This is a genomic window from Amycolatopsis sp. NBC_01480 (genome assembly GCF_036227205.1).
Lineage (GTDB): Bacteria > Actinomycetota > Actinomycetes > Mycobacteriales > Pseudonocardiaceae > Amycolatopsis.
On the sequence record NZ_CP109442.1, the window covers coordinates 4,658,212 to 4,683,660 of the forward strand.

Consider the following 25,449-nt stretch of genomic DNA (forward strand, 5'->3'; position numbering starts at 1 on the left):
CCCTCACCCTCCATCGTGGCACGAGCCGGCCGCAGGTCGGCGCCGGGAAGCGGCGATCAGGGCTGTTTGTCCGGAACATCCTCCGGAATCGTGGCCGACAGTCCAGTGAGGACACGATCGAGGCCGGCTTCGAAGGCCCGCTGCAGCCGGTCGGCCGCGTGCGGGGTCTCGGCCTCGATCATCACGCGGGTGAAGCGCGGGTACGCGCCGTTGTTCATGATCGCCGGGCCGTACTCGCCCTGCTGCGTCATCCACTCGTCGTTGCTGAGCCCGGAGCGGCGGATCGCCTCCTGCTCGGCCAGCTCCGCCTGCACGTGCCCGCGCACGAACGAGAACAGCGTGCCGAGCGCCAGCAGCATGTCGTCGGTGCCGAGGCTGGTGCCGTCGAACGCGGCCAGGGTCAGCTCGGTCCAGCGCAGGCTGTACGGGCCGTGGGTCGGCCGGCCCGCCGCCAGCGCGGGCAGCCAGGGATGGCGCAGCGAGACCTCGCGCAGGAGGTGGGCGAAGCGGCGCAGGTCGGCGCGCCAGTCGCCGGTGGTGCCGGCGTCGGCCAGCTCGGCCATCACCGCGTCGGTCATCAGCTCGTGGACCTCGTCCTTGCGCAGCACGTACCGGTACAGCGACGCGACGCCGACGCCCAGCTCCGTGGCGATCCGCCGCATCGAGACGGCGTCGATGCCTTCGGCGTCGGCCACCCGCACGGCCACCGCGGCGACGTCGTCGCGCCGGTAGGTCGCCTTCGGGCCGCGGGCGCCCTGCTCGGGCCTCATCCAGATGACGGGGGCGGGCTGGTCCATGGCGTTGATTGTCCCGCATGGGGTAACCTCGAAGTTACTGCGAACGATGTTCCTGGTTTGGGGGATGGGGTCATGGACTACGACGTGGTGGTGGCCGGCGCGGGCCCGGTCGGCTTGCTGCTGGCGGCCGAGCTGCGGCTGGGCGGGGCCAGGGTGCTGGTGCTGGAGCGCGACGCCGAGGTGGTTCGGCCGTGGCGGGTGGGGTCGATGGGGGCGCGGTCGGTGAACACGCCGACGGCCGCGGCCCTGCACCTGCGCGGGCTGCTGCCCGCCGTGAGCGCGGCGGCGCTGTCCTGGTTCGACCCCAAGCAGGTCACGCCGGAGATGCAGGCGCAGTTCCAGGAAGCGGCCCGGCAGGCGGCCGCGTCGAAGGACGGCTCGCCGCCGCCCGGGCTCCCGTTCGTCGGGCACTTCGCGGGCATCGGGGTGCGGGCCGACCGGCTCGACTTCGAGGACCCGGAGATGACGGCCGAGCTGTACGGCAGTGGCGTCGTCGCCCAGCAGGACTTGGAGGACATCCTCGCGGCACGCGCGGAGGAACTCGGCGTGGAGATCCGGCGCGGGGCCGCCGTCACGGGCTTCGAGGCGGACGAAACCGGGGTGACGGTGGAGGCCGGGACCTCGGTGCGCGCCGGCTGGCTGGTCGGCTGCGACGGCGGGCGAAGCACCGTCCGCAAGCTCTCCGGCATCGGATTCCCAGGCGTGGACGCGGTTTTCCTCGGTCGACAGGCCACAGTGGACATTGCCGGCGCGGGCATCGAGGGCCTGGACGAGAGTGCCGGCTGGCAGCACGGCCCCGGCGGCTCTTACACCGTCGGCGGCTGGGGCGGCGGTGATACGCGCGTGCACACCGTCGAGCCCATCGGCCCGATCCCGGACGGCGAGGTGACGGCCGAGGAGATCGAGGCGAGCCTGCGGCGGGTCAGCGGGCTCGACGTCGCCGTGACGGCCGTCCACACGGCCACCCGCTACACCGACGTGACGCGCCAGGCGGAGACCTACCGGCGCGGCCGCGTGCTGCTGGCCGGCGACGCCGCGCACGTCCACTCGCCCGCGGGCGGGCAGGGGCTGAACCTGGGGCTGGGCGACGCGTTCGGGCTGGGCTGGCGGCTGGCCGCGGTGGTCCGCGGGGATGTGCCGGCGGACCTGCTCGACAGCTACGTCGCCGAGCGGCACCCGATCGGCCGGTGGGTGCAGGAGTGGAGCATGGCGCAGACCGCGCTCAGCCTGGAGCAGGGCCCGCGCGCGGAAGCCCTGCGCACCGTCGTCGGCCAGCTGCTGGACACCCGGGACGGCGCGACGTTCGTGGTCAAGCGGATCGCCGGCGTCTGGCAGCACTACGACCTGCCCGGCGAGCACCCGCTGGTCGGGCACCGCGCGCCGGACCTGCCGCTGACCGACGGCAGCACGCTGGCGTCCCACTTCGCGTCCGGCCGGGCAGTGTTCCTCGACGGCGGCTTCGGCGGCGAAGTGGCCGCGCGCTGGGCAGACCGGCTGACGGTGGTGGAGGCTCGCGTGGCGGCGTTCGCGGACGTGGTGCTTTCGGCCTTTGTACGGCCCGACGGGTACGTCGCCTGGGCCGGGCCGGGCGAGGGCTTGGCTGAGGCGCTGCAGGCCTGGCTCGGGCCGTCAGCCCGTGGCTAGCTCCACGCGGTTGCGGCCGGCCTGCTTGGCCCGGTAGAGCGCGGTGTCGGTGGCCACCAGCACGTCGTCGACGCCGGTCAGGTGCTCGGCGGGGTAGATGGCGCAGCCGATGGACACGGTGACCTCGCTGATCACCGTGTCGCGGTCGGGCAGGACCACCGCGACCCGCGGCACGCGCCGCCGGATGCGGTCCGCGAGCCGGCCGAGGTGCTCCATGGTGGGCACGTTCGGCACCACGATGGCGAACTCCTCGCCGCCCCACCGGCCGCACACGTCCTGCTCGCGCACCTCGTCGCGCAGCGCGATGGCGATCTCGCGCAGCACCAGGTCGCCGGTCGGGTGGCCGTACGTGTCGTTGATCGCCTTGAAGTGGTCGAGGTCGAGCAGCAGCACGCCGACCGTGCCGTGGCCCGCCCGGGCCCGCTCGAGGTATTGCTCGGCGATGGTGCGCCACCAGCGCTTGGTGGCCAGGCCGGTGGTGACGTCGGTGCGCGCGTCGCGCTGGAACTGGGTGAGCAGCAGGCCGCGGTGCAGCGCCACCAGCGCGACTACGACGCCCACCAGCACCAGCGGGTTGGCCAGCACCAGCAGCGTGGCGGTGACCAGGCCGAGGCCGATCGCGCCGGCCTCCAGGATCTGGTCGCCGAAGCCGGAGAACAGCTCGCTGACCGACCGCGGGGTGCTCGACAGCGCGATCGCGACCATCACCAGCGCCGTGTTGATCGCCCAGCGCAGCACGGCGGCCAGCGCGATCACGGCGAGGTCGCCGAGGCCGGCGGCGAAACCGGAGTCCGGGATGCCGGGGTAGTGGTGCAGGCCCAGGCCGAGCACGAGCACGGCGGCCTGCGTGCCGCACAGCACGGTCGCGGCGGAGAAGATCCAGCGGTGCGGGAGCACGGGCCGTTCGCGCGGCCAGATCCGCCACCACGCCACCGCGTACGTGAGCACGACCATCGCCGACGCGAGCACGGCGGGCAGCGCGATGACGGCCGCGATGCTCCACACGGCCTTGGTGTCGACGTACGCGACCGTGGGCGCCCGGTTGTACTCGCGCTGACGCTCGATGTGCCGGGTCGCTTCGATGGCGGCGACCGCGCACACGGCGAGCACGCCGAACCGCACGAGATCCTGCCGGCCCACCGGCGCGAGCCACGCGGTGCCCACCGACGCGGCCACCGCGACGACGTTCACCACCAGCACATAGGTGCGGACGCGGGGAGGCAACCGCCAAAGCCGCCAGCCCGTGAACCAGCTGTCCGGCCGGTCTGTTCCTCCGCGCACTCTTCACCTCACCCGGTTGGCTTCCTACCGTAAACGACGAGGGGCAACGCGAGCCGCTCGTAGCCCGGACTATGGGAGCAGGCCGGGCAAGTTCGCCCGGACAGCCCAGTGCCGGCGCGTGGTGGAGGGGAAGTGGCGACTGTGCGTGACGTCGAGCTGCGGTAAACCCTCAGCCGACCTGGGCATCCACTGGATGGGAAAGGAGGTGCCGATCATGCGCGACAACAACTGGACGTAATCGCCGATACCGGCCGTGGTGGAACGAGTGAGAGGAGACGCGCTGTGCGTGACAACAACTGGACCCGCTGAGCCGTGCTGACCAGTCCCTTTACGAACCGGAAGGAGGCAAGCCCGTGCGCGACAACAACTGGACCCGCTGAAGCCCGTTGGCCAATCCCGCGTGAGCCGAGAGGAGGCAAGCCGATGCGCGACAACAACTGGACCCGCTGAATCCCGGAACCAGGCGAAGAAACTTCGGCGGGGAGGTGAAAGGCGTGCGTGACAACAACTGGACCCGATGAGCACAACCGAGCAGAGCACCCGATCCGGTCCGGGGAGGTGAGCGAGACGGCACCCGGGCGTGCGGGCCGGTCAACCGGCCGCGGGTGGCGTGGTTCCGCCGACGGGGCTTCGGCGGGACCACGCCGCGCGTGCCCAGGCCGTGGCGGCGAGCGCGGCGGCCGTCGCCCCGGCGGCCGCCGCCACGCCGACCACGGCGGTCGGCGCGAGTACTTGCGTGAGCGCGCCCGCGGCGGCGATGCCCACGCCCTGCGAGGCGCGCAACGCGGCGATCGCGACTCCGATCACCTGGCCTCGCTGGTCCGCCGGCGCGGCGAGGCTGTACTGCACCTGCGTGATGAGGTCGTGCGCGGAGCACATGCCCGAGAGCGTCCACAGCAGGACGATCGGGACCAGGCCCGGCGACCAGCCCGTCGGCAGCAGCAGGAGGCTGGTCAGCACCGCGAGCGGGCCCAGCAGCCGCATCTGCCGCGCCCGCGGGAGCCGGCTGATCAGCAGCGCGCCCAGCACCGTGCCGACGGGGTTCGCGACGAGCAGCCAGCCCAGCACCCCCGTCCCGCCGAGCTGGGCGGAGATCGGCACCGCCAGCCCTTCGGGGATCACGTAGAACCCGCAGCAGCAGGCGATCGCCAGCAGGGACCGCAGTTTCCGGTCCCGTGCCACCAGCCGGCAGCCGGCCACGAGTGCCGCCCACTGCGACAATCGTTGCGGCGTGGGCGAAATCACCGGTTCGACCGGGTGTGGCCGCAGCCCCCAGCGCAGCGCGAGCGCCGAGACGGCGAACGTCAGCGCGTCCACCCACAGCGCGCCCGCGACCCCGAGCCACGCGACGACCGCTGCGCCCGCGCCGAAGCCGATCACCAGCGCGGCCTGGTAGGTCGAGGAAAGGATCGCCTGGCCGACTGGCAGCCGGTCCGCGCCCAGCAGGTCCGGCAGCACGGCCTGGCGCGCCGCCTGGAACGGGCCCGCCGCCAGCTGGACCACCACGAGCAGCGCCGCGGCGACCGGCCACGGCAGCCCGGGGATCGCCATCACCGCGACGAGCGCGGCCCGCAGCACGTCCGCCACGACCATCACCGACCGTCGCGGGTAACGGTCGGCGAGCCCGCCGAGCGCGCCGCCGAGCAGATCCGGCAGATAGGTGAGCGCGTACGTCAGCGCGGCCCAGCCCGCCGATGCCGTACGGTCGAACACGAGCACCGTCAGTGCCACGCGGGCCAGCTGGTCACCCGCGACGGACAGCACGTGGGCCAGCCACAGCGCCCGGAATTCGGTCACACCGAACACATTCCGGAACGTGGGGGCAGCCGGGCTCATGTGATCAGAGTGTCCTGGTTCGGCCACGTGGAGCAACCCCCGGCAGCTCGGGTGGGTCGTCTGGACCGCCTCTTCCGGGGCGTGAAAAACTTGGTGGTCGCCGCCCGTGAACGCCGCACCGAGGGGTTAGTCCGTTGACCGAGGAGAGCCGGCAAGTCGCCGGTCGCTACCAGCTCGTCGAGCTCATCGGCAGCGGCGCCATGGGCATGGTCTGGCGCGGGGAGGACAAGATCCTCGGCCGTGTGGTCGCGGTCAAGGAACTCCTGATGCCCGTGAACCAGGGCGAGGAGAAGGTCGAGGAGGCCAAGAACCGCGCGATGCGCGAGGCCCGGATCGCCGCGCGGCTCCAGCACCCGAACGCCATCTCGGTGTTCAACGTGGTCGAGCACGAAGACCGGCCCTGGCTGATCATGGAGTACCTGCCTTCGCGCAGCCTTTCCGCGAAGCTGCACGACGACGGCCCGATGACCGTCGACGAGGTCATCCCGGTCGCCGTGCAGCTGGCCGGCGTGCTGGCCGCCGCGCACCGGGCGGGCATCGTGCACCGCGACGTCAAGCCCGGCAACATCCTGCTCGGCGAAGACGGCACGGTGAAGGTGACCGACTTCGGCATCTCCCGCGCGGTCGGCGACGTGACGCTGACGGCCACCGGCGAAATCTCCGGCACACCCGCGTTCCTCGCGCCCGAGGCCGCGCGCGGCGAGGAAGCCACGTTCCCTTCTGACGTCTTCGCGCTCGGCGCCACGCTGTACATGGCCGTGGAGGGTGTGCCGCCGTTCGGCACGGCCGACAACGCGATTGCCTTGCTGTACCGCGTTTCCAGCGGCGAGATCACCCCGCCGAAGCAGGCCGGGCGGCTCGAGCCGCTGCTGCTGAAGCTGCTCGAACTCAAGCCGGAGGACCGGCCGACGATGGCGGAGGTGCTCGTCGAGCTGCGCAGCCTCGACGGCGGCGTCACCCCGGTCGCGACGATTCCCGAGCCGCTGACCCTGCCCCGGACCAAGGCTGTTGAGGTTCCGGCCGCCGCGCCGGCTGCGTCGGCTGTGTCTGATTCGGAGGCAGCCCCGGCGGCTGCGACCGCGCCGGCGCCGCCCGGGCACCCGGGCGTGGACCGAAGACGGCGCTCGATGCTCCTCGCCGGGATCGGCGCGCTGCTCGTGGTCGTCCTGGTCGTGGTGATCGTGCTCGTCAACCGCAACAGCAGCACCGGAAACACCGCCGGCGGCTCGCCGTCGACCACCCCGTCGGCTGCTCCTTCCGCTTCGCCGAGCGCCCCCGTCTCGCCCAGTGCGACGCCCAGCTCGCCCTCGACGCCGCCGACGTCCACCAGCCCACCGGCCTCGTCCAGCGTGACTCCGCCGCAGAACACCGTGCAGGCGCTGGAGAACTACTTCGGTCTGCTCCCGGGGAACACCGAAACGGGATTCACGTTGCTGTCCAAGGGTTTCCTCGCCAAGCGGCAGCAGACCCTGCAGACTTACACGAGCTACTGGAAGGCCTACAGCGCCGTCCGGGTGGCGAACGTGAAGCAGACCGGGCCCGACACGCTGACCGCGGACGTCACCTACGTCAAGCCCGGCGGCAGCAGCGTGACCAACCACCACGTCTACCGGATGGTGCAGGAGGACGGTGTCTGGAAGATCGACACCGAGTCCTGAGCCCCTCAGCGCAGCAGCAGTTCGATCGCCCCGGCCGCGTCGCCCACGACGTGGTCCGGGGCGCCGTCGTCTTCGGGCCAGCGACGCCCGCGGTCGACCCACACCGTGCGCAGGCCCGCGGCGCGGCCGCCGGTGATGTCCGCCGCGGCGGAGTCGCCGACCATCCAGCCGCCCTTGAGCGGGACTTCGCAGCGGCCGGCCGCGATCTCGAACAGCCGCCGATCGGGTTTGCCGACGCCTTCGTGCGCGGAAATCGCCCAGCCGTCGACCATCCCGGCGAGGCCCGTGCAGACGAGGGTCGCCAGCTGCTGCGCGGCGTCGCCGTTGGTGACCACGCCGATCCGCCAGCCCGCGGCGCGCAGCCGGGGCAGGCCGCCGCGCACGCCCGGCGCCATGGGGATCAGCGCGGGATGCCGTTCGTGGAAGTCCTCGAGAAGCTGTGGAACGGTCTCGTGCAGCGCGAACCGTTCGCGGACCGCGGTGAAGAACGCTTCCCTCGGCTCGAGGCCGTCGCGGTCGGCGGCCACCAGCCACTCGGCGTCCTCGTCGCCGAGCCGGTGTTCCGCGCAGAACTCCCAAGCCCACCGGCGGAAGCCCTCCGCCCGGTCGGCGAGGGTGTTGTCGAGGTCGAACAGCACCAGCCGCACGGTGAGAACCCTAGGCCGACTCGCGCCGGACCTGCACGCTGACCAGCGATGAACGACCCGGCCGGCGCACTGGGAGGTCCGCGCGGGAACCTCGTCATCCCGGACGCCGGGGCTGGTTGGTGGCGTGGCTTTTCGGCCTTGGTTGCTCCATTAGGGTGACAGGATCCCGGTTTTTGTCGGGGTTCGATGCGAACATATGTTCGTGACGAGCGAAGGCCCCATCCTCCACGCCGACCTCGACGCGTTCTACGCGTCGGTCGAGCAGCGCGACGATCCCCGGCTCCGCGGCCGCCCGGTGATCGTCGGCGGCGGCGTGGTGCTGGCGGCGAGTTATGAGGCGAAGGCGTGCGGCGTGCGCACCGCGATGGGCGGCGCGCACGCCCGGCGGCTGTGCCCGCAGGCGGTGGTGGTGCCGCCGCGGATGTCGGTGTACAGCGCGGCGAGCAAGGCGGTGTTCGAGGTCTTCCGGGACACCACGCCGATGGTGGAGGGGCTGTCGATCGACGAGGCGTTCCTGGACGTCGGCGGGCTGCTGCGGATCGCGGGCACCCCGTCACGCATCGCGGCGCGGCTGCGCGCGGAGGTGCTGGGCGCGGTCGGCCTGCCGATCACGGTGGGCGTCGCGCGGACGAAGTTCCTGGCGAAGGTCGCGAGCGGCGTCGCGAAGCCGGACGGGCTGCTGGTAGTGCCGCACGACCGTGAGCTGGAGTTCCTGCACCCGCTGCCGGTGGAGCGGTTGTGGGGCGTGGGGAAGGTGACGTCGGCGAAGCTGCGGGACCGGGGCATCCAGACGGTGCGTCAGGTCGCGGCGATGCCGGAGGTGGACCTGATCTCGTTGCTGGGCCGGGGCCCGGGGCTGCACCTGCACGCGCTGGCCCACAACCGCGATCCCCGCCCGGTCCAGGTGGGCCGGCGCCGTCGTTCGATGGGCTCCCAGCGCGCGCTCGGCCGCCGTCGCCGCACGATGGCGGAGCTGGACGAGATCCTGGTGGGCATCGTGGACCGCCTCTCCCGCCGCCTGCGCTCGGCGAAGCGCGTTTGCCGCACGGTGGTCCTGCGCATGCGCTTCGACGACTTCGCCCGCGCCACCCGGTCACGGACGCTGGTGAAGGCGACGGACCACACGGAGACGATCCTGGCCGCGGTCCGGCGGCTGCTGTACGAGTCACAGTCACTGGTGTACGACCGGGGGTTGACGTTGATCGGGGTCTCGTTGTCCAATTTGGACGGAGACGGCGCGGTCCAGCTGGTGCTGCCGTTCGACGCCGCCGACGGTGACGCACTGGACACGACCCTGGACGGGGTGCGGGACCGGTTCGGGGCCGGGGCGGTCACCCGGGCGGCGTTGCTGGGGGCCGAGGCGGGAGTGGAGGTGCCGTTGCTGCCGGACTGAGTGCTGGTGCTGCCGGGCTGGGGCTTGTACCGCCGGGCTGGGGCTTGCGGCCGGGGCGGAGGTGCGGGAGCTGGGGCGAGCCGCGAGGGAGGGCCGGCTGCGCACGCGGTGGAACGGAATGGCGGTGCTGGCAGTCGAAGGGCTGTCGGTCGGCAGTCTGGTGGTCCGCAGTCCGGTGGCCCGCAGTCTGGTGGCCCGCTGGTCCGGTAGTCCAAGATCGGGTCGCCGGTGGTGCGCAACCAGCTGGTGTTCGTCCGATGGCAAAGCGGTATCCCCGAGTTCCGGAAGGACGGGCGGCCTGCCTTGTTGAACGTGCACTTCACCGAAGCGGACCTGGGGAAGGTGGCCGTCGCCGAAGACGCGGACCCGATGTGGGAGCTGCTGATGAGCAGCTACCGGATCCGGCGGCCCGAGGGGGAGCCGTTTTTCGGGCGGTGGCGGCGGGGGTCGCGGTCGGCGATTCCCGATTCGGGGCGGTTGCTGATGTCCGCGGTGCCGCCGTACGGGTACTGCCCGGACTTCCTCACACCGCCGGAGGCCCGCACGGTCGGCGACGGGATCGCGGCGGTGCTCGAGACCCCCGAGCGGGTTCTGGCCGCCGACGTCGCCGAGCTGGTTGCGCAGGGGACTCGCGTTCCGCCGTGGCTGCTCGGGCTCGCCGGTGGCGAGACACGGGAGCTGCGCCGGCTGGGCACCGCGCTGCACGACTACTACCAGCAGTGCGTCGCCCCGCATTGGGTGACGGTCCGCGGGGCTGTCGCCCGTGAGCGCGTGCGGCTGCAGTCGTGCCTGGACCGTGGCGGGCCGCAGCTGCTGCTGTCGACGCTGCATCCCGACGTCACCTGGAATCCGCCGGTGCTGCGGGTGCGCTTCCCGATCGAGCAGGAGCTCCACCTGAACGGGCGCGGGATCCGGCTGCTCCCGACGTTTTTCGCCCACGGGATGCCGACCACGTACAAGGACCCCGGCCGCCCGCCGATCCTGGCCTGCTCGATCAGCCACACCAGCCTCCACAGCGAAGCCGAGCCCGGCCCGTCGCTGGCCGCGCTGCTCGGCCCGACCCGCGCCCGGGTCCTCACCGCGATCGCGATCGGCCGGTGCAACACCAGCGCACTGGCCGAGCTGACCGGCACGCGCCTGTCCACCGCGAGCCAGCACGCGTCGGTGCTGCGCGCCAGCGGGCTGATCGTCAGCACGCGCGCCGGCAAATCCCAGGTCCACGAGATCACCCCGCTGGGACTCGGCCTGATCCAGGCGGGCTAGCGCCGGCTTTTACGACACCGGCGGGCCGGGTGTCAAGGGGCGCTTCGACCTTTCAGCCGAGCATGAAACCAGGATCGGAGCTGCGTTCAGCAAGTAAGGGGATGGCAAACTCTGCTTAGCGCGAGTGAGGAATTCGCAGCTATCGAGATCCCATATTGCTATTTCCGGAGTTGAACGCATGAAGAAAATGACAGTGCTCGGTGCGGTCGTCGCGAGCGCGGCCTTGTCGATCGCGGCCGCCGGAACGGCCGCCGCCTACGCGCCCATCCTCGACAAGAACGTCGAGCTGGTCCTGTTCGGCAGCGGCACCCACGTCAGCTCGGCCACAGTCCACAGCATCCCGGAGCTCCCGGGGCCGGCCGAGTACGAATTCATCTACAGCGCAACGACTTCACCGACGAAGACGTTCACGATGATCTGCGGCGGCAGCTCGACCGGGGGCAGCTGCTCGCACAAGTTCACGGTCAACGCCACCTACGCCAAGGGCGTCGGGATCAAGAGCTGCGGCCAGATCCAGCGGGTCTCCACCGGGCAGGTCTACGGCACCCCCTGCAAGAAGTGGTGACGATTCACGCGGTGTGAAACCACCGGGTGCGCAGGGCGGCGCCGATGGGGTCCGGCTGGGTCTGGGGGCCCGGCCGGGCTCGCGTTGCGCCACGCCGCGCCGTGGCCCGGGTGACCCCACCGGAACACGCTGTAACGAACCGGCGATCTCCGACGACGGATGGGCAGCTGTCTTTTTCCACCTGCCTTCCGAAACGTCAGAGCGGTATCCCCGGGAAGAAATAGGTAAGACATGAACCTGCGAAGACGCCGGCGAAGTATTGCCATTGTGTCCATGGTGGCGGCCGCGGTCGCGATGGTCCTCGTGACGCCCGGTGCGGCACTGGCCGACACCCCGACCAGCGCGATCACCGTCAGCCAGACGGCGCTGCAGCGTGGCGCGACCTTCACCGTCACCGAGACGATCTACAACCCCGAGAACTTCACCGTCACCGGCGCCAAGCCCGCGTTGTACGGCAAGGAAGCGGCCATCACCGACGTCGCCGACATCGTCTCCTGCACCGTCGCCTGCGGCGCGCTGGGCAGCAGTTACCGTGCCGTCGTCGGCGATCTCGCCCCCTTGCAGAGCGCCACCGTCACGTTCACGCTCAAGGTCAAGGACACCGCCCCGCTCGGTACTTTGACGCTGCAGGACCAATTCGTCGGTGACAACTACGCGTTCGACACCCTCGACGGCCCCGCGCTCACCATCTCGCAGGCGGCCGGCTCGGCCGACGTCAGCGTGGCGCTCGCCGCCTCGCCGGCCGGCGTGCTGACCTCGCAGATCACCTACACGATCACCGCGGCCAACCACGGCCCGGACGCGGCCACCGGCGTCAAGCTCCTGGCGAACCTGCCGAACGGCCTGGTGTTCTCGAAATCCCCGGACTGCACGGCTTCCGGGCGCACGGTGACCTGCAGCATCTCGTCGATCCCGTCCGGCTCCTCGGCCAAGGCGAGCTTCACCGTCCGGGCCGGGCTGCTCACCATCGGCAGCTTCACCACCACGGTCCAGCGCCAGGAGAGCTCGCCCGCCGACTCGAATGTGGTCAACGACAAGGCTTCGCGCTCCTGCGGCGCGATCACGAGCCTGCTCCTGAGCTGCTGAAGCAGCGTTTCGCGGATTCCGGCCCGGCGCCTCGAGGTGCCGGGCCACCGCTATGACGAAGCCCCGGAAACGAGTGAGCGCAAGCGTTCCAGCGCCGGCCGGGCGGTCGGCGTCCCCGGCCGGTCCCGCGCCGAGCGGAGGTCGCTCAGCCGGGAAAGCCCGGCGACGACCACGTCCAGCGGCGGCCCGCTGGCGGTGATCCCGTCCAGCCGGTCGGCGGGTGCCTTTTCCGCCGGGACCACGAGGAACGGCTTGACGAGCCGGTGGTGGTGATAGGTGTACGCGGCCCCGTGCGCGCGGCAGACGGCGAGGAACAGCTCGGCGTTCCGCCGCAACCCCGGTCCGGCCCCCGATTCCGCCTCGCGCAGGAACTTGGCCAGCAGCGGCTCCTCCTCGACGACGGCGCGCAGCAGCACCTGGTCCTCGGGCGCGACGTAGGCGTACTTCTCCGCGATCACGTTCTGGTAGAAGGGATCCCGCGCGTCGCAGAGGCCCAGCAGCAGGTCGATCTCGTTGACCGCGGAGAAGTCGCCGGCGTTGGCGCCGCGGTACTCGACCGCGCCGACGCGGTGCGATTTGAAGTACGGCCGGATGTTGAAGAAGAACCGGTCGACGTCGAGCGTCCGGCCGAGGTCCTGGTTGAACCGCAGCACGTCGTCCAATGCGGAAAGCGCGGTTTCCAGCAGATACGTGGTCAGCGGGTTGGACACGCCCATCGGCGGAATGCGGCGGAGCGCGTCGGCGGCCCGTTGGTAGGCGAGCACAGCAAGCCCGTTGTTGGTCAGGAAAACAGCTTCGTCGGCCAGCGAGGTGAAAGTCTGATAACGGTCTCGAATGGCCGGGTTGTACAGCGCCTGGTGCGCGAAGACGAATCGCGGCGCCACGCCCAGGGCCGAGCCCAGCACCTGGGCCAGCGACCAGGCGGACGGATCGACCGGCTCGGCGGACTCGTGCCGGCGGCAGGCTGCGAGGTAAAAGCCCACCATGCCCAGGAGCTGGTATTTCTCCCGGGCCGAAATCGGCAGCGGGCCCGGAATCGCCCCGATCAGCAGGCCGCCCTCGGTCACCACGGCCTGTTTGATCTTCTCCAATTCGGGCCGATCGCCGACGATCTCCCGCCGTTCGGCGAAGTACGCTTCCTCGAGCGCGGTGTTGTACTCGACGAACTCGGTCCTGATCCACCGGTCGAGCCGGTCCACTGCGGTCACCGGGCCGACTCTAACCGAGTCCTACAGCCGGTCGAGCCCGTCGAGCACGCGGTCCAGCACCTCCGTGCGGGCCTCCGAGTCGTACGCGGCGACCGGCGGGTGCGCGCGCAGCAGCCCTTCGGCCAGCAGGTCCTCGACCAGCGTGCGGGTGGTGCCGAGCGGCAGGCCCAGGTGGGCGGACAGCTCCACCACCGAAGTGGTGGACGCGCACAGGTCGCACACCCGCCCGTACTGCTCCCACAGCAGCCGCCGCAGCCGGCGGCCGAGCTCAGTGGTCGAGACCAATGTCTCCAGCGCGAGCTGGTGCTGGGTCCGCGGCGGGATGCGGTCGCGCGCATAGGGGCGGACCGACGGCGCTTCGCCGGGATCGGGCAGCCGGTGACGTCCTGACAGCGAGCCGCCGCCGGGGACCTCCGGCTCGGTCACGGCGCCACCTCCTCGGGCTCAGGCAGGCAGTACAGCACCGTGCTCGCACCCGTGCCAAGCACGATCGCGAATTCTGTCCGAAGTGGACCCGAAAACCCGCGCGGCCGGGACGAACGGGAAGGTCCCGTCCGTCCCGGCCGCGTGTGACCGGTGTCTGGCGAAGTTGTTCAGGCGGCCTTCACGGCGCCCTTGTGACCGCCGCGCAGGTCCAGCTCGATCTGCTCCAGCGTACGGCCCTTGGTCTCCGGGACCAGCCACTTGGTGAGGCCGAACAGCACGACGTTGATGCCCGCGAACAGGAACATCGAGCCGCCGATGCCGAGCGCGCCCGGGTCGGAGATGATCGGGAAGACCGCGCTGACGATGCCGGTCGCGGCCCACAGCACCACGCTGCTGATGCCCATGCCCGCGGCGCGGACCTTGAGCGGGAACACCTCGGCCATCATCACCCAGACCACCGCGCCCCAGCCCAGCTCGTAGCCCACCAGGTAGAGCACCATCGCGACGAGCATCAGGATGCCCTTCGTGCCGGTGTCGTGGACCAGGTAGACGACCAGCCCGGCGGCGATCAGCGTGATCACCATGATCACGTTGCCGATCAGCAGCAGGGGCTTGCGGCCCCAGCGGTCGACGACGAACACCACCCACGCGGTGAACAGGAACTTGGTCACGCCCAGCAGTACACCGGACAGCAGCGCCGCCTGCGTGGCGAAGCCGAGGCCGATCAGCATGGTCGGGAAGTACGCGTTCACCGCGTTGACGCCGCTGAACTGCTGGCCGATGGCGAGCAGCAGGCCGACCACCAGCATCGGCCGGACCATCGGGGTGACCAGGTCGCGGAACCGGGTCTTCGCGCTCTCGGCGTCGAGCCGGATGACCTCGCGGATGGTGCCGATCTCCTCGTCCACGTTCACCGAGCTGCCGTGGGAGCTGATCAGCACGGACCGGGCCGCCTCCTCCTGGCCCTTGGCCAGCAGCCAGCGCGGCGTCTCGGGCAGGAAGATCAAGCCCACCAGCAGGATCACGGCGGGCACCACGGCGCCGGCGAACATCAGCCGCCAGTTGCCGGACGGGCCGAGGCCGTAACTGACCAGGAACGCGATCAGGATGCCGAGCACGATGAAGATCTGGTTCAGCGCGCCCATCGCGCCGCGCAGCCGGGCCGGGGCCAGCTCCGAGAGGTAGGTCGGCACGGTCGACGAGGAGAAGCCGATGCCGATGCCGATCACCAGCCGGGAAACGATCAGCAGGGCGAAGGTCGGCGAAACGCTCGCCGCCACCGTGCCGACGATGACGATGACCGCGGCCACCATGATCGTCCGGCGGCGGCCGAGTTTTTCGTTCAACCGCGAGGAGAAGAGCGCTCCGACGATCGCGCCGACCGACAGGCTGGCGGTGATCACACCCTTGTCCCACCCGGTCAGGCTCCAGGCCTTGCCGATGAACGGCAGCACCCCGGAAATGACCCCGAGGTCGTAGCCGAACAGGATGCCGCCGAGGGCACCGAAGAAGTACAACGTGGTCCTGTTGATGGGCCGCCGCGCCGCGGCTGTCTGTGTCATAACCGAGCCGTCTCTTTTCTGGGGCTGGCCGGCCGGTCCGGTTCGGCTGGGGGCGGCCAGCGGAGCGGGATCGGGCGGGTGGGTCTGATGGCCGGTGATCCGGGCGCCGGCGCGGGCCGGGGCACTCGCAGCGCAGGGCTGCGAGACGGCTGTTTCCCCCACCCGTTACGCCTTTCCTCGTCCCGGGCTTTCAGCCGCGTACCCGTCGGCACGATCCGACGAACTTTCGCCGTACACAGTCACACGCTGCTTACCGGCGGGCAATACACCGGCTGATAACTATTCAGTCACGTGACTATCGTTCACATATGTGTATGAGGTAACGGCGAGATTTCCCAGGTCAGCGGCGTTTAACGGACAATCCGGCTTTCCGGGAACCGCGGTATCCGTGCCGCCGTCGTACGGGCGTCTCGCGGTCAGGCTGGGGGAGGAGCGTCATGGGCGCCGGTTTCGAGGTGGTTCCCGCGTCGGTGGGAGAGTCGGCGGGCAAGGCGCACCGGGCCGCCGCGGCGGTGCGGCCGGTGGACCTCGCGGGGGCGCTGGCCGACGTGGCCGCCGGGTTGCCCGGGGGCACGAGCGTCCCGGCGGCGGCGCGGCTGTCCGACGTCTGGGGTGAGGCCGTGCCGAAGTGGGCTTCGGACACCGAGGCGTACGGGAGTCAGCTCGACGACGCCGCCCGCGGCTATCGCGGTGTCGAGGACCGGGCCGGCGCCGGCGTCCGGGCGGCCGCCCGATGATCACCTGGGGAGACGTGCGGCGCTGGGACGCGGCCATGATCGGCGGGGTGGCCGACGCGCTCAACGACCGGTGCGCCCGCCTCGTCGCGGCCAACGACGACGTCGAGGGCATGGCCAGGTTCGACGGCTGGACGGGTGACGCCGCCACCGCGGCCACCGCGCGTGGCACGGCCTTGACCACGGCGCTGGAGCAGCGGGTCGCCGAGGCTTCGGCCGTGCGGCGCGGTGCGCACGAGGTGCAGGCGGCGGTCGAGCGGCTGAGCGCGTACGTCAAGGACACCGACGATCTGGCTGCCCACAACGGTTTCACCATCGACGACGGCGGCCGGCTCACCGCAGTGCCCGGCCCGGCGGTGCCGTCCGACGTCGCCGGGGCCCGGCAGCGCGTGCAGACCGAGCTGACCGACCGCGTCGAGCAGATCCTGCGCCAGGCCACGGATGTGGACGCGGACTTCGCGGCGATCCTCACCCGCGCCGCGAACGGCGAGATCACCGACCAGGGCGCGACTTCGCTCGCGCAGGCCGCCGATGCGGGCTCGGCGCAGAGCGGGCTTTCGACGCAGGGCCCGCCGCCGGGCGGCACGCCGGGTGACAACCGCGCGTGGTGGGACAGCCTGCCGGACGCCACGCAGGCCACCATCCTGCGGGACAACCCGGACCTGGTGCGCAACCTCGACGGCATCCCGGTGACCGACCGTGACGCGGCCAATCGTGGTGTCCTGCAACGGGAAATGGCCCGGCTGCAAGGGGATCCGAGCGAGGACGCGAAGGCCAAGCTCCGTGGCCTGGAGGCCATCCGGACCCGGCTCGACGCGACCGGGCCCGGGCACCCGCAGGCGTACCTCGTCGGCCTGGACACCAGCGGCGACGGCAAGGCGATCGTCGCGGCCGGCAACCCGGACACCTCGGTGAACGTCGCCACCTCCGTGCCCGGCACCGGCAGCGAGCTGGCCAAGATCGGCGGCGACCTCGACCGCTCGGACAAGATGTGGCAGTCGGCGACCACGGCCGGCTCGCCGTCGACCTCGGTGATCACCTGGGTCGGCTACGACGCGCCGAACGAGCTGCTGGACGCGGCCAGCGAGAAGTACGCCGACAACGGGAAAGCGGCGTTGTCCGGGTTCGAGGACGGCCTGCGCGCCTCGCACGACGGGCCGCCGTCGCACAACACCGTGGTGGGCCACAGTTACGGCACCACGGTGGTCGGCCACGCCGCGCGCGACGGCGGGCTGAACGCGGACGACCTCATCTTCGTCGCCAGCCCCGGCGTCGGCGTCGATCACGCGAACCAGCTGCACCTCGACGGGATCAGCCAGGACGATGTCGGGCAGCATGTGCACTCGACCGTCGCCGAGCACGACATGATCAAGCTGACCAATATCGGCATCCCGGGCCACGACATCGCGCTGGGCCCGTCGCCGGCCGACGCCGACTTCGGCGGTCAGGTGTTCGCTTCGGCGCCCGGCACGAAGGGGCCGTGGTACGAGGGCGGGCTGAGCGGCGCCGCGCATAGCCAGTACTGGGAGGACAATAATCCGTCGTTGCGCAGCTTCGGCCGCATCATCGCGGGGAAGCCGGCATGAGCGGCGGCCCGCTCCCCGGAGGTGGAGCCATGAATCCCACGATCACCGAACACCAGGCCCAGGACCGCGTCGAGGCCTACCTCGACGAGGCCTTCGCGGCATTGCCGGACGCGGCCGGGCGGAAGCTGTTCTCGCGCAACCGGTCCGAGTGCGCCGACCCGACCGACAACGGCCCGGCCGGGCGGTACGAGATCTCGGCGACCTACGAGGTGACCGGGCTGGACCCGGCGGCCTTCGGCGAGTGTTTCGACGCCGTCGTCGCGTGGTGGCTTTCGCACGGCTTCTCCGTGCTCGCCGACCATCGGCACGCGGACCCGTATGTGTTCGCGCGCAACGATTCCGACGGCTTCGACCTGTCGATCCAGGCGAACGACCTCGGCAAGCTCTACCTCGGGGCGACCTCGCCGTGCGTCTGGCCGGAGGGGGAGCCGCCTGCGCACCCGGTTGAGCCTGAGCCGACGCCGGTGGTCGCGGAGGCCGAGCCGGTCGCGAAACCGCGCCCGCGCCGCGAGGCCGTGGACGACGAGGACTTCGGCGACACGAACTGGTCGGACGGCGGCACGGCCTACTGAGCTCCGGGGCGTAAATTGGACCAGCAGGTCCAGCTCTGGAGGAGGCCCCGATGACCGGCACGCTCACCCGCAAGGGCGCCGCGACGCGGCAGCGCATCGTCGAGGGCGCCGCCGCGGTGATCCAGCAGCGCGGGGTGCTCGACACCACGCTGGACGACGTGCGGGAGCACACCGGCACCAGCAAGAGCCAGCTGTTCCACTACTTCCCGGACGGCAAGGAGCAGCTATTGCTCGCCGTCGCGGGCTTCGAGGCGGACCGGGTGATCTCCGCGCAGCAGCCGCACCTGGGGCGCCTGCACACCTGGGCCGACTGGCAGGCGTGGCGCGACACCGTGGTCGGGCACTACACCGAGCGGGGACGGCACTGCCCGCTGAACGTGGTGATGTCGCAGATCGGCCGCAACACCCCGGGCTCGCAGGCCGTGGTGACGCAGCTGATGGACCGGTGGCTGGCGGAGCTGACCGCGGGCATCCGGCACCTGCAGGCGGCCGGTGAGATCCCGTCGTCCACCGATCCGGCGCGGGCCGCGACGGCGCTGCTGGCCGGGGTGCAGGGCGGAGTGCTGATGCTGCTGTCGACGGGCGATCCCGGTTACCTGAAAGCGGCGCTGGACGTGGGGATCGAAAACCTGCGGGGGTAAGGACTCGTGAGTGGCTGTGCCGGTTCTAACCGGTATGAACACTCACGAGTCCTTACCGCCTGCGCGACCTGGTCACCCGGGGTCTGGGACGAGACTCAGGCGTTCTTGATCGCCGAGATCTCGAACTCGAGGGTGATCTTGTCGGAGACCAGCACGCCGCCGGTCTCGAGCGCGGCGTTGAAGCTGATGCCGTAGTCGCTGCGCTGGATCGCGGTCGAGCCCTCGAAGCCGACGCGCTCGTTGCCGTACGGGTCCTTGGCGGAGCCCTCGAACTCGAACGGGATGGTGACGGACTTGGTCACGTCCTTGATGGTCAGGTCGCCGGTCACGTCGAAGGTGGAGTCACCGGTGTGGGCGATCTCGGTGGACGTGAAGGTGATCTGCGGGTACTGCTCGATCGCGAGGAAGTCGTTGGTCCGCAGGTGGCCGTCGCGGTCGGCGTTGCGGGTGTCGATGCTCTTGGTCTGGATGGTGATCTGCGCGGTCGACTTCGACGGCTCGTCACCGTCCACGGTGAAGGAGCCGTCGAACTCGTTGAACGAGCCGCGCACCTTCGTCACCATCGCGTGGCGCGCGACGAAGCCGATGCGGGAGTGGGCGCCGTCGATCGTGTACTCGCCGGTGTGCTGGGTGAAGGTGGTCGCGCTGGTCATGAACTTCTTCTTCCTCCGGGGTCGGCCCCCAGGTTGTTGAGGGCTCAACAAGGACTGTAGCCCACAATAACTGATTGCGCGAGCAAGCTTCGGGTAAACTGCCCAGATGGTGGACGTCAACCCGCTGACCAGCGAGGAACAGGCGGTGTGGCGGCCGCTGACCCGGATCATCACCGTGCTGCCCCGGGCGCTGGACGACCAGTTCGTGAACGACACCGGGGTGTCGATGACCGACTACACCGTGCTCGTCTCGCTGTCCGAAGCCCCCGAAGGCTGGCTGCGCCTGACTGACCTGGCCAAGGTCACGGCCCTGTCGCTGAGCCGGATCAGCCGGGTGGTCGACAGCCTGGTCAAGCACGGGCTGGTCGAGAAGTCCCGGTGCCCGAGCGACCGCCGGGCCGCCAACGCCACCCTCACCGAGCTGGGCCGCACGAAGCTGGTCGCGGCGTACCCGGGGCATCTCGCGCGGGTGCGGGCCTACCTGTTCGACCACCTCACCCCCGGCGAGGTCGCCGCCGCGGGCCCGATCCTGGCCCGGCTCGCCGCGGCACTCGAGCCCCCGGAGCCGAAGGGGCCGCCGGGACCGGACGAAGAGCCTGTCTCACCGACGGAAGCATTGACAGAAGCCTCGACGAAAGCGGAGTCATGACCGGCGAGTTCAAGCGTGACCAGAACTACCTGCCCGACCGCATCACCGCGGACGGCCGCGACGGCTGGCCCGTGGAGGCCGGCCGCTACCGGCTGGTGATCGCGCGCGCCTGCCCGTGGGCGAACCGCGCGGCCATCGTCCGCCGCCTGCTGGGCCTGGAGGACGCGCTGTCGCTCGGGCTCTGCGGCCCGACGCACGACGAGCGGAGCTGGACCTTCGACCTCGACCCCGGCGGCCGCGACCCGGTGCTGGGCATCGAACGGCTGCAGGAGGCGTTTTTCCAGCGGGATCCCGAATACCCGCGCGGGATCACCGTGCCCGCGATCGTCGACGTGCCGAGCGGGCAGGTGGTGACCAACGATTTCAAGCAGATGACGCTCGACTTCTCCGGCGAGTGGCGGAAGTTCCACCGTGAAGGCGCGCCCGAGCTGTACCCGGAGCCGCTGCGCGGCGAGATCGACGACGTCGCGGAGAAGGTGTTCCGCGACGTGAACAACGGCGTCTACAAAGCCGGCTTCGCCACCACGCAGGAGGCCTACGAAGAGGCGTACCGCGCCCTGTTCTCCCGGCTCGACTGGCTTTCCGAGCGGCTGGCGACGCAGCGGTACCTGGTGGGCGACACGATCACCGAGGCCGACGTCCGGCTGTTCACCACGCTGGTGCGGTTCGATTCGGTGTACCACGGCCACTTCAAGTGCAACCGGCAGAAGCTGACCGAGATGCCGGTGCTCTGGGCGTACTCGCGCGACCTGTTCCAGACGCCCGGCTTCGGTGACACGATCGACTTCGACCAGATCAAGGAGCACTACTACGTGGTGCACCGCTCGGTGAACCCGACCGGGATCGTGCCGCTCGGCCCGGACCCGTCCGGCTGGCTCACCGCGCACGGCCGCGAGGAGCTGGGCGGCCGCCCGTTCGGCGACGGCACCCCGCCCGGCCCGCCGCCCGCGGGTGAGCGGGTGCCGGACCTGGCGGGGTAGCCGGGAGGAAACCCTTACACCGCAGCGCGTCCGCCGTCGACGGGCAGGACCGCGCCCTGTACGAAGCCGGCCCCGCCGGTGGCCAGGAAGACGATGGCCGCGGCGATCTCGGCCGCCTCGCCGGGGCGGCCGGCGGGGGCGAGCGAGGCCAGCTGGTCGAGGCTCTCGCCCATCACCGCGGTGCCCTCGGTGCGGGTGGGGCCGGGGCTGACGGCGTTCACCCGCACGCCGCGCGGGCCGAATTCCGCGGCCCACGCCTTGGTCAGCAGTTCCAGCGCGGCCTTGCTGGCCCCGTACAGGGCCATGCCGGCCGCGCCGAACCCGGCGACCATGGTGGACACGTTCACGATCGCGCCCGAACCCCGTTCCGCCATCTTCGGCGCGAGCGCGGCGACGAGGAAGTACGGCGCCTTCACGTTCAGTGCGAACACACTGTCGAAGTCCTGCTCGGTGGTCGCTTCGGTGGGCCCGAACGGGAAGATGCCGGCGCTGTTCACCAGCACGTCGACGTGGCCGGTGATCGCCTCGGCGCGGGCGGCCAGGTCACGGGCGCTCGCCTCGTCGGTGAGGTCGGCGGCCAGGAACTCGGCCTGGCCGCCGTCGGCGCGGATCTCCTTGACCACCTGCTCCCCGCGGTCCGCGTCGCGGCCGCCGACCAGCACGTGCGCGCCCAGCTTCGCCAGTTTCACCGCCGTGGCCCGGCCGATGCCGCTCGTGGCCCCGGTTACGAGGGCGGTGGTTCCGGACAGTTCGTTTGTCATGATCACTTCTTCCGAGTCCGTCCGCGGTGTCCCCGCGGTCGTCTCGTTCAAGCACGCCGGAGGAGAAAAGCCTTCCGGGACAGCGATACCGGCGTCTTATGGCCGCCATAAGCCCTTCACTCGGCCTCCAGTGCCGCGACCAGATGACCGAGGTCCCGACGGTGGGAGGACGCCGGCCACACCGCCCAGGTCCGCCGCACCAATGGATTTCCCTTCAGCGCGCACCAGGCCAGGTTTTCCGGCACCGGCTGGCCCCAGTCCGGTGGCGCCAGCGCGAACGCGCCACCCGCGCTCACCGCGGCGAACTTCAGCTCCGGCAGCAGGGAATCGGCCGCGGCCGGGCCGATTTCCAGGCCGTGCGTGCGGAAGACGGCGGTGATCTCGTCGTGCCAGGCGGGACTGCCCTCGCGGGGGAAGCCGATCCACTCCAGCCCGGCCAGCGCGTCGAGCCGGACGCCGTCCGGGCCGCCGATCTTCTCGGCGAACTCCTTCGCCAGCAGCACGCCGAGGTTCTCGGCGAGCACCAGCACCGCGTCCAGCTCCGGGCCGACGGGGTGCTCGCGCAGCAGCCCGACGTCCAGCTCGCCCCGGCGCAGCATGGCGGCCTGCCCGGTGGTGGACGCGTGCACCACCTGCACCCGGGTGTCCGGGCAGGTGCGGGCGAGGTCCGCGACGGCGCGGGAGATCAGCCCGGGCGGCAGCTCCAGCGGGAGGCCGACGCGCAGCAGGCTCCCGCCCGCGGTGGTGTGCCGCGCGACGGCGGCCAGCGCCTGGTCGTACCGCGCCAGCACCGCGCGGGCCTCGGTGAGCAGCGTCGACCCGGCCTCGGTCGGCCGTACCCCGGCACTGCTGCGCACCACCAGCTGCACGCCCAGCTGCCGTTCCAGCGCCTGCATGGTCTGCGACACCGCCGGCTGGCTCACGTGCAGCCGCCGCGCCGCCGCCGACAGCCCGCCCTCCTCGACGACCGCGACGAAGGCCCGCATCTCCCTCAACTCCATGCCCTTCATCACAGCACGGGGGTACGACTATTTCGGCGGGACGCGCACGTGCTCCAGGAACGCCGTGGCCGCCGCGCTCGTCGGGTTCGTGGTGACGGAGACCGTCTCCCAGGCGGGCACGTCGCCGTCCAACGGGACAAAAGCGGCACGATTTGTCTTGTGGCAGAAGGTTTCCGGCACCAGCGCCACACCCAGTCCGGCGACGACCAGGTCGAGCAGCGAGTGCACGTCGGTGATCTCCAGCGCCACCTTGCGGTGTGCCCCGGCCTCGGCGAGCACGGCGTCGGCCAGATCGCGCGTGCCCCAGCCGGGCTGGAAGTCGACGAAACGCTCGTCCGCGAGTTCCAGCGGCTTGACGGAGCGGCGCGTGGCGAAGGGGTGGTCGAGCGAACACGCCAGCACCAGCGCTTCACTGCCCAGCGGCGCGACGTTCACGTCGTCCGGGAAGCGCGCGGGCCGGGAGACGAACGCGACGTCGAGGCGGCCGGCTCGCACCTGGTCCACCAGCTCGGTGGAGCCGCCGTGCTGGAGCCGCACGTCCAGTCCGGGGTGGACGGTCAGGAACCCGCTCAGCGCCGTGGGCAGGTGCAGTGAATACAGGCACTGCAACGCCCCGATCGCGAGGCTCCCGCGCATCAGCCCCTGCACCGCGGCCACGGCGTCGCGGCCCGCGCTCGTGGCCGAAAGCGCCCGCCGCGCTTCGCCGAGGAAGGCCTCGCCCTCGGCGGTCAGCTGCACCTGGCGGGTGCTGCGCCGGAACAGCACCGCGCCCAGTTCCTTCTCCAGTGCCCGGATCGACGCCGACAAACCGGACTGCGCGACGTGCATCCGCGACGCCGCCCGGGTGAAGTGCGACTCCTCCGCGACCGCGACGAAGTATTCGAGCTGCCGAAGCTCCACGATTCATCACCCTGACTGCTCAGCCGGATCGGTTTCTTCTGTTGGACAGCTTAATGCCACCGGCGGAGGGTGGAGGAGTACGACGGTAACCACCAGGAGGAAGTCCATGCACACGCGCCGCCTCGGCGATGTCGACGTCAGCTCCATCGGGCTCGGCGGCATGCCGATGTCCATCGAAGGCCGGCCGGACGAAGAGCGTTCGGTGGCCACCATCCACGCCGCGCTCGAAGCGGGCATCACCTTCTTCGACACCGCGGACGCCTATCACCGCGACGCCGGCGAGGTCGGGCACAACGAGTCCCTGATCGCCCGCGCGATCGCGAGCTACGGCGGCGACACCTCGGGCGTGCTCGTCGCGACCAAGGGCGGCCACCTGCGTCCCGGCGACGGCTCGTGGACGCTCAACGGCTCGCCCGAGTACCTCAAGCAGGCGGCCGAGGCCTCGCTCAAGCGCCTCGGCGTCGAGGCGATCGGGCTGTACCAGTTCCACCGGCCGGACCCGAAGGTGCCGTACGGCGAGTCGGTCGGCGCGATCCGCGACCTGCTCGACGAGGGCAAGATCCGCTTCGCCGGCATCTCGAACGCCAACCCGGAGCAGATCAAGCAGGCCAACGACATCCTCGGCGGCCGGCTGGTGAGCGTGCAGAACCAGTTCTCGCCCGCGTTCCGCTCCAGCGAGCCGGAACTGGACCTGTGCGCCGAACTCGGCATCGCGTTCCTGCCGTGGAGCCCGCTCGGCGGCATCACCAAGGCGAGCGAGCTGGGCTCGCGCTTCGCGCCGTTCGCGGACGTGGCGAAGACCCACGGCGTCAGCCCGCAGCAGGTGACGCTGGCGTGGATGCTCGCGAAGGCCCCCGTCGTGATCCCGATCCCGGGCTCCTCGCGGCCGGAGACCATCCGCGACTCGGCCCTCGCCGTCGACCTGACGCTGACCGCCGACGAGGTCGCGGCCCTCGACGCCGCCTGACGCCCCTGCCCGGTGATGCGCCCCAATGTGGCGTTCGGTGCGTTGGACGCAACGAACGCCACATTGGGGCGTCAGCGAGCTAAGTCCCAGCGGGTCGCACCCTGTGGCTCGGCGGTGGCGACGCCGAAGGCGGTACGCGCGGTGAGGCGGTAGAGGTGCCAGGGCGCCGGGCCCGCGCTGGGCGCGGTGAACGGGGCCGTGAACCCGTCGCCGATCACCGTCGCGGGCCAGCCGCTTTCACGGTAAGCCGCGGCCACCTTCTCCAGGGTCTCGGCGTCGGTGGTCCGGTGGGCCTCGCCCTCCAGCACCACGTCGATCCCGGGCAGCCGGACCGACACGGAACACGCCGGGTTTTCCGCCAGGTGACGGGATTTCCGGACGTCAGGCCCGCTGGTGAAGTACAGCGCGCCGTCCACCCAGGCGGCCCCGACGCCCGCCGAATGCGGCCGTCCGCCGGGGCTCACCGTGGACAGGAAAAACGTCACCTCGGCGGTGGGCCACTGCTGGACGATGGCGTCGAGCGCCCGGCTCCACGGCAGCTCCGCGGACCCGCTCTGGTCGAGGTTTTTCGTCGCGTACGGCTCGATCGTGGTTTCAGTCATACCGGTGCGTCGAACGGCGTGGCCCCGGATCGACACC

General features: G+C 71.1%; 25 protein-coding genes. 13 read left to right on the forward strand and 12 right to left on the reverse strand.

Annotated features, from left to right (window positions below):
• Positions 1 to 56: 56 nt before the first annotated feature.
• Positions 57 to 797 (reverse strand): TetR/AcrR family transcriptional regulator, encoded by a 741-nt coding sequence (locus tag OG371_RS22415; protein WP_329072218.1) that lies wholly within the window; start codon positions 795 to 797, stop codon positions 57 to 59.
• 72 nt (positions 798 to 869) lie between these two features.
• On the opposite strand from OG371_RS22415, the gene OG371_RS22420 reads away from it, so the two are divergent.
• Positions 870 to 2,441, forward strand: a complete 1,572-nt coding sequence (locus OG371_RS22420) for an FAD-dependent monooxygenase (protein ID WP_329072220.1) — start codon at positions 870 to 872, stop codon at positions 2,439 to 2,441.
• Here OG371_RS22420 and OG371_RS22425 read toward each other — a convergent pair.
• Both OG371_RS22425 and OG371_RS22430 read right to left on the reverse strand, forming a co-directional pair.
• Complete coding sequence (locus tag OG371_RS22425; RefSeq protein ID WP_329072221.1) at positions 2,427 to 3,722, reverse strand: GGDEF domain-containing protein; 1,296 nt, start codon at positions 3,720 to 3,722, stop codon at positions 2,427 to 2,429. The two genes, OG371_RS22420 and OG371_RS22425, sit on opposite strands and share 15 nt — an antisense overlap.
• 591 nt (positions 3,723 to 4,313) lie before the next feature.
• A complete protein-coding gene (locus OG371_RS22430; RefSeq protein WP_442876133.1) occupies positions 4,314 to 5,558 on the reverse strand; it encodes an MFS transporter in 1,245 nt (414 codons plus the stop codon).
• Between the two features lie 134 nt (positions 5,559 to 5,692).
• Here OG371_RS22430 and OG371_RS22435 point away from each other — a divergent pair, with 134 nt between their 5' ends.
• Positions 5,693 to 7,216: a serine/threonine-protein kinase gene (locus OG371_RS22435; RefSeq protein WP_329072225.1), complete on the forward strand. Its 1,524-nt coding sequence runs from the start codon at positions 5,693 to 5,695 to the stop codon at positions 7,214 to 7,216.
• A 5-nt stretch (positions 7,217 to 7,221) separates the two neighbouring features.
• Here the strand turns inward: OG371_RS22435 and OG371_RS22440 are convergent, their stop codons facing one another.
• Positions 7,222 to 7,863, reverse strand: a complete 642-nt coding sequence (locus tag OG371_RS22440) for an HAD family hydrolase (protein WP_329072227.1) — start codon at positions 7,861 to 7,863, stop codon at positions 7,222 to 7,224.
• A gap of 196 nt (positions 7,864 to 8,059) precedes the next feature.
• Here OG371_RS22440 and dinB point away from each other — a divergent pair, with 196 nt between their 5' ends.
• From dinB to OG371_RS22460, 4 genes are all read left to right on the forward strand, one after another.
• The gene (dinB, locus tag OG371_RS22445; protein ID WP_329072229.1) at positions 8,060 to 9,256 is read left to right on the forward strand and encodes a DNA polymerase IV; all 1,197 of its coding nucleotides are present in this window, start codon (positions 8,060 to 8,062) and stop codon (positions 9,254 to 9,256) included.
• Positions 9,257 to 9,568: 312 nt separating this feature from the next.
• Positions 9,569 to 10,519 (forward strand): ArsR/SmtB family transcription factor, encoded by a 951-nt coding sequence (locus OG371_RS22450; protein ID WP_329072231.1) that lies wholly within the window; start codon positions 9,569 to 9,571, stop codon positions 10,517 to 10,519.
• 178 nt (positions 10,520 to 10,697) lie between these two features.
• Positions 10,698 to 11,084 carry a hypothetical protein gene (locus tag OG371_RS22455; protein WP_329072233.1) on the forward strand — a complete coding sequence of 129 codons (387 nt, stop codon included), beginning with the start codon at positions 10,698 to 10,700 and terminating at the stop codon, positions 11,082 to 11,084.
• 273 nt (positions 11,085 to 11,357) lie between these two features.
• Positions 11,358 to 12,170, forward strand: a complete 813-nt coding sequence (locus OG371_RS22460; RefSeq protein WP_329072235.1) for a hypothetical protein — start codon at positions 11,358 to 11,360, stop codon at positions 12,168 to 12,170.
• Positions 12,171 to 12,220: 50 nt separating this feature from the next.
• Here the strand turns inward: OG371_RS22460 and OG371_RS22465 are convergent, their stop codons facing one another.
• The 3 genes from OG371_RS22465 to OG371_RS22475 all read right to left on the reverse strand — a co-directional run bounded on the left by OG371_RS22465 (position 12,221) and on the right by OG371_RS22475 (position 15,366).
• The gene (locus OG371_RS22465) at positions 12,221 to 13,378 is read right to left on the reverse strand and encodes a monodechloroaminopyrrolnitrin synthase PrnB family protein (protein ID WP_329072237.1); all 1,158 of its coding nucleotides are present in this window, start codon (positions 13,376 to 13,378) and stop codon (positions 12,221 to 12,223) included.
• A gap of 21 nt (positions 13,379 to 13,399) precedes the next feature.
• Positions 13,400 to 13,804: a DUF742 domain-containing protein gene (locus tag OG371_RS22470; RefSeq protein WP_329072239.1), complete on the reverse strand. Its 405-nt coding sequence runs from the start codon at positions 13,802 to 13,804 to the stop codon at positions 13,400 to 13,402.
• A gap of 167 nt (positions 13,805 to 13,971) precedes the next feature.
• Complete coding sequence (locus tag OG371_RS22475; RefSeq protein WP_329072241.1) at positions 13,972 to 15,366, reverse strand: sugar porter family MFS transporter; 1,395 nt, start codon at positions 15,364 to 15,366, stop codon at positions 13,972 to 13,974.
• 437 nt (positions 15,367 to 15,803) lie between these two features.
• On the opposite strand from OG371_RS22475, the gene OG371_RS22480 reads away from it, so the two are divergent.
• Genes OG371_RS22480 through OG371_RS22495 form a run of 4 tightly spaced genes read left to right on the forward strand, consistent with a single transcriptional unit; the run spans position 15,804 to position 18,899 of the window.
• A complete protein-coding gene (locus OG371_RS22480; protein ID WP_329072243.1) occupies positions 15,804 to 16,103 on the forward strand; it encodes a hypothetical protein in 300 nt (99 codons plus the stop codon).
• On the forward strand, positions 16,100 to 17,686 hold the full coding sequence (locus tag OG371_RS22485; RefSeq protein ID WP_329072245.1) for an alpha/beta hydrolase: 1,587 nt from the start codon (positions 16,100 to 16,102) through the stop codon (positions 17,684 to 17,686). Before OG371_RS22480 ends, OG371_RS22485 begins: the two co-directional genes overlap by 4 nt.
• Positions 17,687 to 17,715: 29 nt before the next feature.
• Complete coding sequence (locus OG371_RS22490; protein ID WP_329072247.1) at positions 17,716 to 18,258, forward strand: hypothetical protein; 543 nt, start codon at positions 17,716 to 17,718, stop codon at positions 18,256 to 18,258.
• A gap of 50 nt (positions 18,259 to 18,308) precedes the next feature.
• Positions 18,309 to 18,899 (forward strand): TetR/AcrR family transcriptional regulator, encoded by a 591-nt coding sequence (locus tag OG371_RS22495; RefSeq protein WP_329072249.1) that lies wholly within the window; start codon positions 18,309 to 18,311, stop codon positions 18,897 to 18,899.
• Between the two features lie 95 nt (positions 18,900 to 18,994).
• Here the strand turns inward: OG371_RS22495 and OG371_RS22500 are convergent, their stop codons facing one another.
• Positions 18,995 to 19,552 (reverse strand): YceI family protein, encoded by a 558-nt coding sequence (locus tag OG371_RS22500; protein WP_329072252.1) that lies wholly within the window; start codon positions 19,550 to 19,552, stop codon positions 18,995 to 18,997.
• A 106-nt stretch (positions 19,553 to 19,658) separates the two neighbouring features.
• Between OG371_RS22500 and OG371_RS22505 the strand changes: the two genes are divergently transcribed.
• Entirely contained in the window at positions 19,659 to 20,201 is a 543-nt protein-coding gene (locus OG371_RS22505; RefSeq protein WP_329072255.1) for a MarR family winged helix-turn-helix transcriptional regulator, read from the forward strand.
• Positions 20,198 to 21,181, forward strand: coding sequence for a glutathione S-transferase family protein (locus OG371_RS22510; protein ID WP_329072257.1), 984 nt, complete (start codon positions 20,198 to 20,200; stop codon positions 21,179 to 21,181). Before OG371_RS22505 ends, OG371_RS22510 begins: the two co-directional genes overlap by 4 nt.
• A gap of 14 nt (positions 21,182 to 21,195) precedes the next feature.
• Here OG371_RS22510 and OG371_RS22515 read toward each other — a convergent pair whose 3' ends face one another.
• The 3 genes from OG371_RS22515 to OG371_RS22525 all read right to left on the reverse strand — a co-directional run bounded on the left by OG371_RS22515 (position 21,196) and on the right by OG371_RS22525 (position 23,843).
• The gene (locus OG371_RS22515) at positions 21,196 to 21,942 is read right to left on the reverse strand and encodes an SDR family NAD(P)-dependent oxidoreductase (RefSeq protein ID WP_329072259.1); all 747 of its coding nucleotides are present in this window, start codon (positions 21,940 to 21,942) and stop codon (positions 21,196 to 21,198) included.
• 116 nt (positions 21,943 to 22,058) lie between these two features.
• The gene (locus tag OG371_RS22520) at positions 22,059 to 22,943 is read right to left on the reverse strand and encodes a LysR family transcriptional regulator (protein WP_329072261.1); all 885 of its coding nucleotides are present in this window, start codon (positions 22,941 to 22,943) and stop codon (positions 22,059 to 22,061) included.
• A 27-nt stretch (positions 22,944 to 22,970) separates the two neighbouring features.
• Entirely contained in the window at positions 22,971 to 23,843 is an 873-nt protein-coding gene (locus OG371_RS22525; RefSeq protein WP_329072262.1) for a LysR family transcriptional regulator, read from the reverse strand.
• 106 nt (positions 23,844 to 23,949) lie between these two features.
• On the opposite strand from OG371_RS22525, the gene OG371_RS22530 reads away from it, so the two are divergent.
• Positions 23,950 to 24,810: an aldo/keto reductase gene (locus tag OG371_RS22530; protein ID WP_329072264.1), complete on the forward strand. Its 861-nt coding sequence runs from the start codon at positions 23,950 to 23,952 to the stop codon at positions 24,808 to 24,810.
• A 71-nt stretch (positions 24,811 to 24,881) separates the two neighbouring features.
• On the opposite strand, the gene OG371_RS22535 is transcribed toward OG371_RS22530, so the two are convergent.
• Positions 24,882 to 25,412, reverse strand: coding sequence for a pyridoxamine 5'-phosphate oxidase family protein (locus tag OG371_RS22535; protein WP_329072266.1), 531 nt, complete (start codon positions 25,410 to 25,412; stop codon positions 24,882 to 24,884).
• Positions 25,413 to 25,449: the final 37 nt, after the last annotated feature.

What these genes read in the sequence shown, in the direction of transcription:
- OG371_RS22500 (WP_329072252.1), bottom strand. Translation starts at nt 19,552, where the DNA reads ATGACCAGCGCGACCACCTTCACCCAGCACACCGGCGAGTACACGATC.
- OG371_RS22430 (WP_442876133.1), bottom strand. Translation starts at nt 5,558, where the DNA reads ATGAGCCCGGCTGCCCCCACGTTCCGGAATGTGTTCGGTGTGACCGAA.
- OG371_RS22485 (WP_329072245.1), top strand. Translation starts at nt 16,100, where the DNA reads ATGATCACCTGGGGAGACGTGCGGCGCTGGGACGCGGCCATGATCGGC.
- OG371_RS22495 (WP_329072249.1), top strand. Translation starts at nt 18,309, where the DNA reads ATGACCGGCACGCTCACCCGCAAGGGCGCCGCGACGCGGCAGCGCATC.
- OG371_RS22455 (WP_329072233.1), top strand. Translation starts at nt 10,698, where the DNA reads ATGAAGAAAATGACAGTGCTCGGTGCGGTCGTCGCGAGCGCGGCCTTG.
- OG371_RS22475 (WP_329072241.1), bottom strand. Translation starts at nt 15,366, where the DNA reads ATGACACAGACAGCCGCGGCGCGGCGGCCCATCAACAGGACCACGTTG.
- OG371_RS22535 (WP_329072266.1), bottom strand. Translation starts at nt 25,412, where the DNA reads ATGACTGAAACCACGATCGAGCCGTACGCGACGAAAAACCTCGACCAG.
- OG371_RS22505 (WP_329072255.1), top strand. Translation starts at nt 19,659, where the DNA reads ATGGTGGACGTCAACCCGCTGACCAGCGAGGAACAGGCGGTGTGGCGG.
- OG371_RS22420 (WP_329072220.1), top strand. Translation starts at nt 870, where the DNA reads ATGGACTACGACGTGGTGGTGGCCGGCGCGGGCCCGGTCGGCTTGCTG.
- OG371_RS22520 (WP_329072261.1), bottom strand. Translation starts at nt 22,943, where the DNA reads ATGGAGTTGAGGGAGATGCGGGCCTTCGTCGCGGTCGTCGAGGAGGGC.
- OG371_RS22530 (WP_329072264.1), top strand. Translation starts at nt 23,950, where the DNA reads ATGCACACGCGCCGCCTCGGCGATGTCGACGTCAGCTCCATCGGGCTC.
- OG371_RS22510 (WP_329072257.1), top strand. Translation starts at nt 20,198, where the DNA reads ATGACCGGCGAGTTCAAGCGTGACCAGAACTACCTGCCCGACCGCATC.
- OG371_RS22480 (WP_329072243.1), top strand. Translation starts at nt 15,804, where the DNA reads ATGGGCGCCGGTTTCGAGGTGGTTCCCGCGTCGGTGGGAGAGTCGGCG.
- OG371_RS22515 (WP_329072259.1), bottom strand. Translation starts at nt 21,942, where the DNA reads ATGACAAACGAACTGTCCGGAACCACCGCCCTCGTAACCGGGGCCACG.
- dinB (WP_329072229.1), top strand. Translation starts at nt 8,060, where the DNA reads ATGTTCGTGACGAGCGAAGGCCCCATCCTCCACGCCGACCTCGACGCG.
- OG371_RS22490 (WP_329072247.1), top strand. Translation starts at nt 17,716, where the DNA reads ATGAATCCCACGATCACCGAACACCAGGCCCAGGACCGCGTCGAGGCC.
- OG371_RS22460 (WP_329072235.1), top strand. Translation starts at nt 11,358, where the DNA reads ATGGTGGCGGCCGCGGTCGCGATGGTCCTCGTGACGCCCGGTGCGGCA.
- OG371_RS22415 (WP_329072218.1), bottom strand. Translation starts at nt 797, where the DNA reads ATGGACCAGCCCGCCCCCGTCATCTGGATGAGGCCCGAGCAGGGCGCC.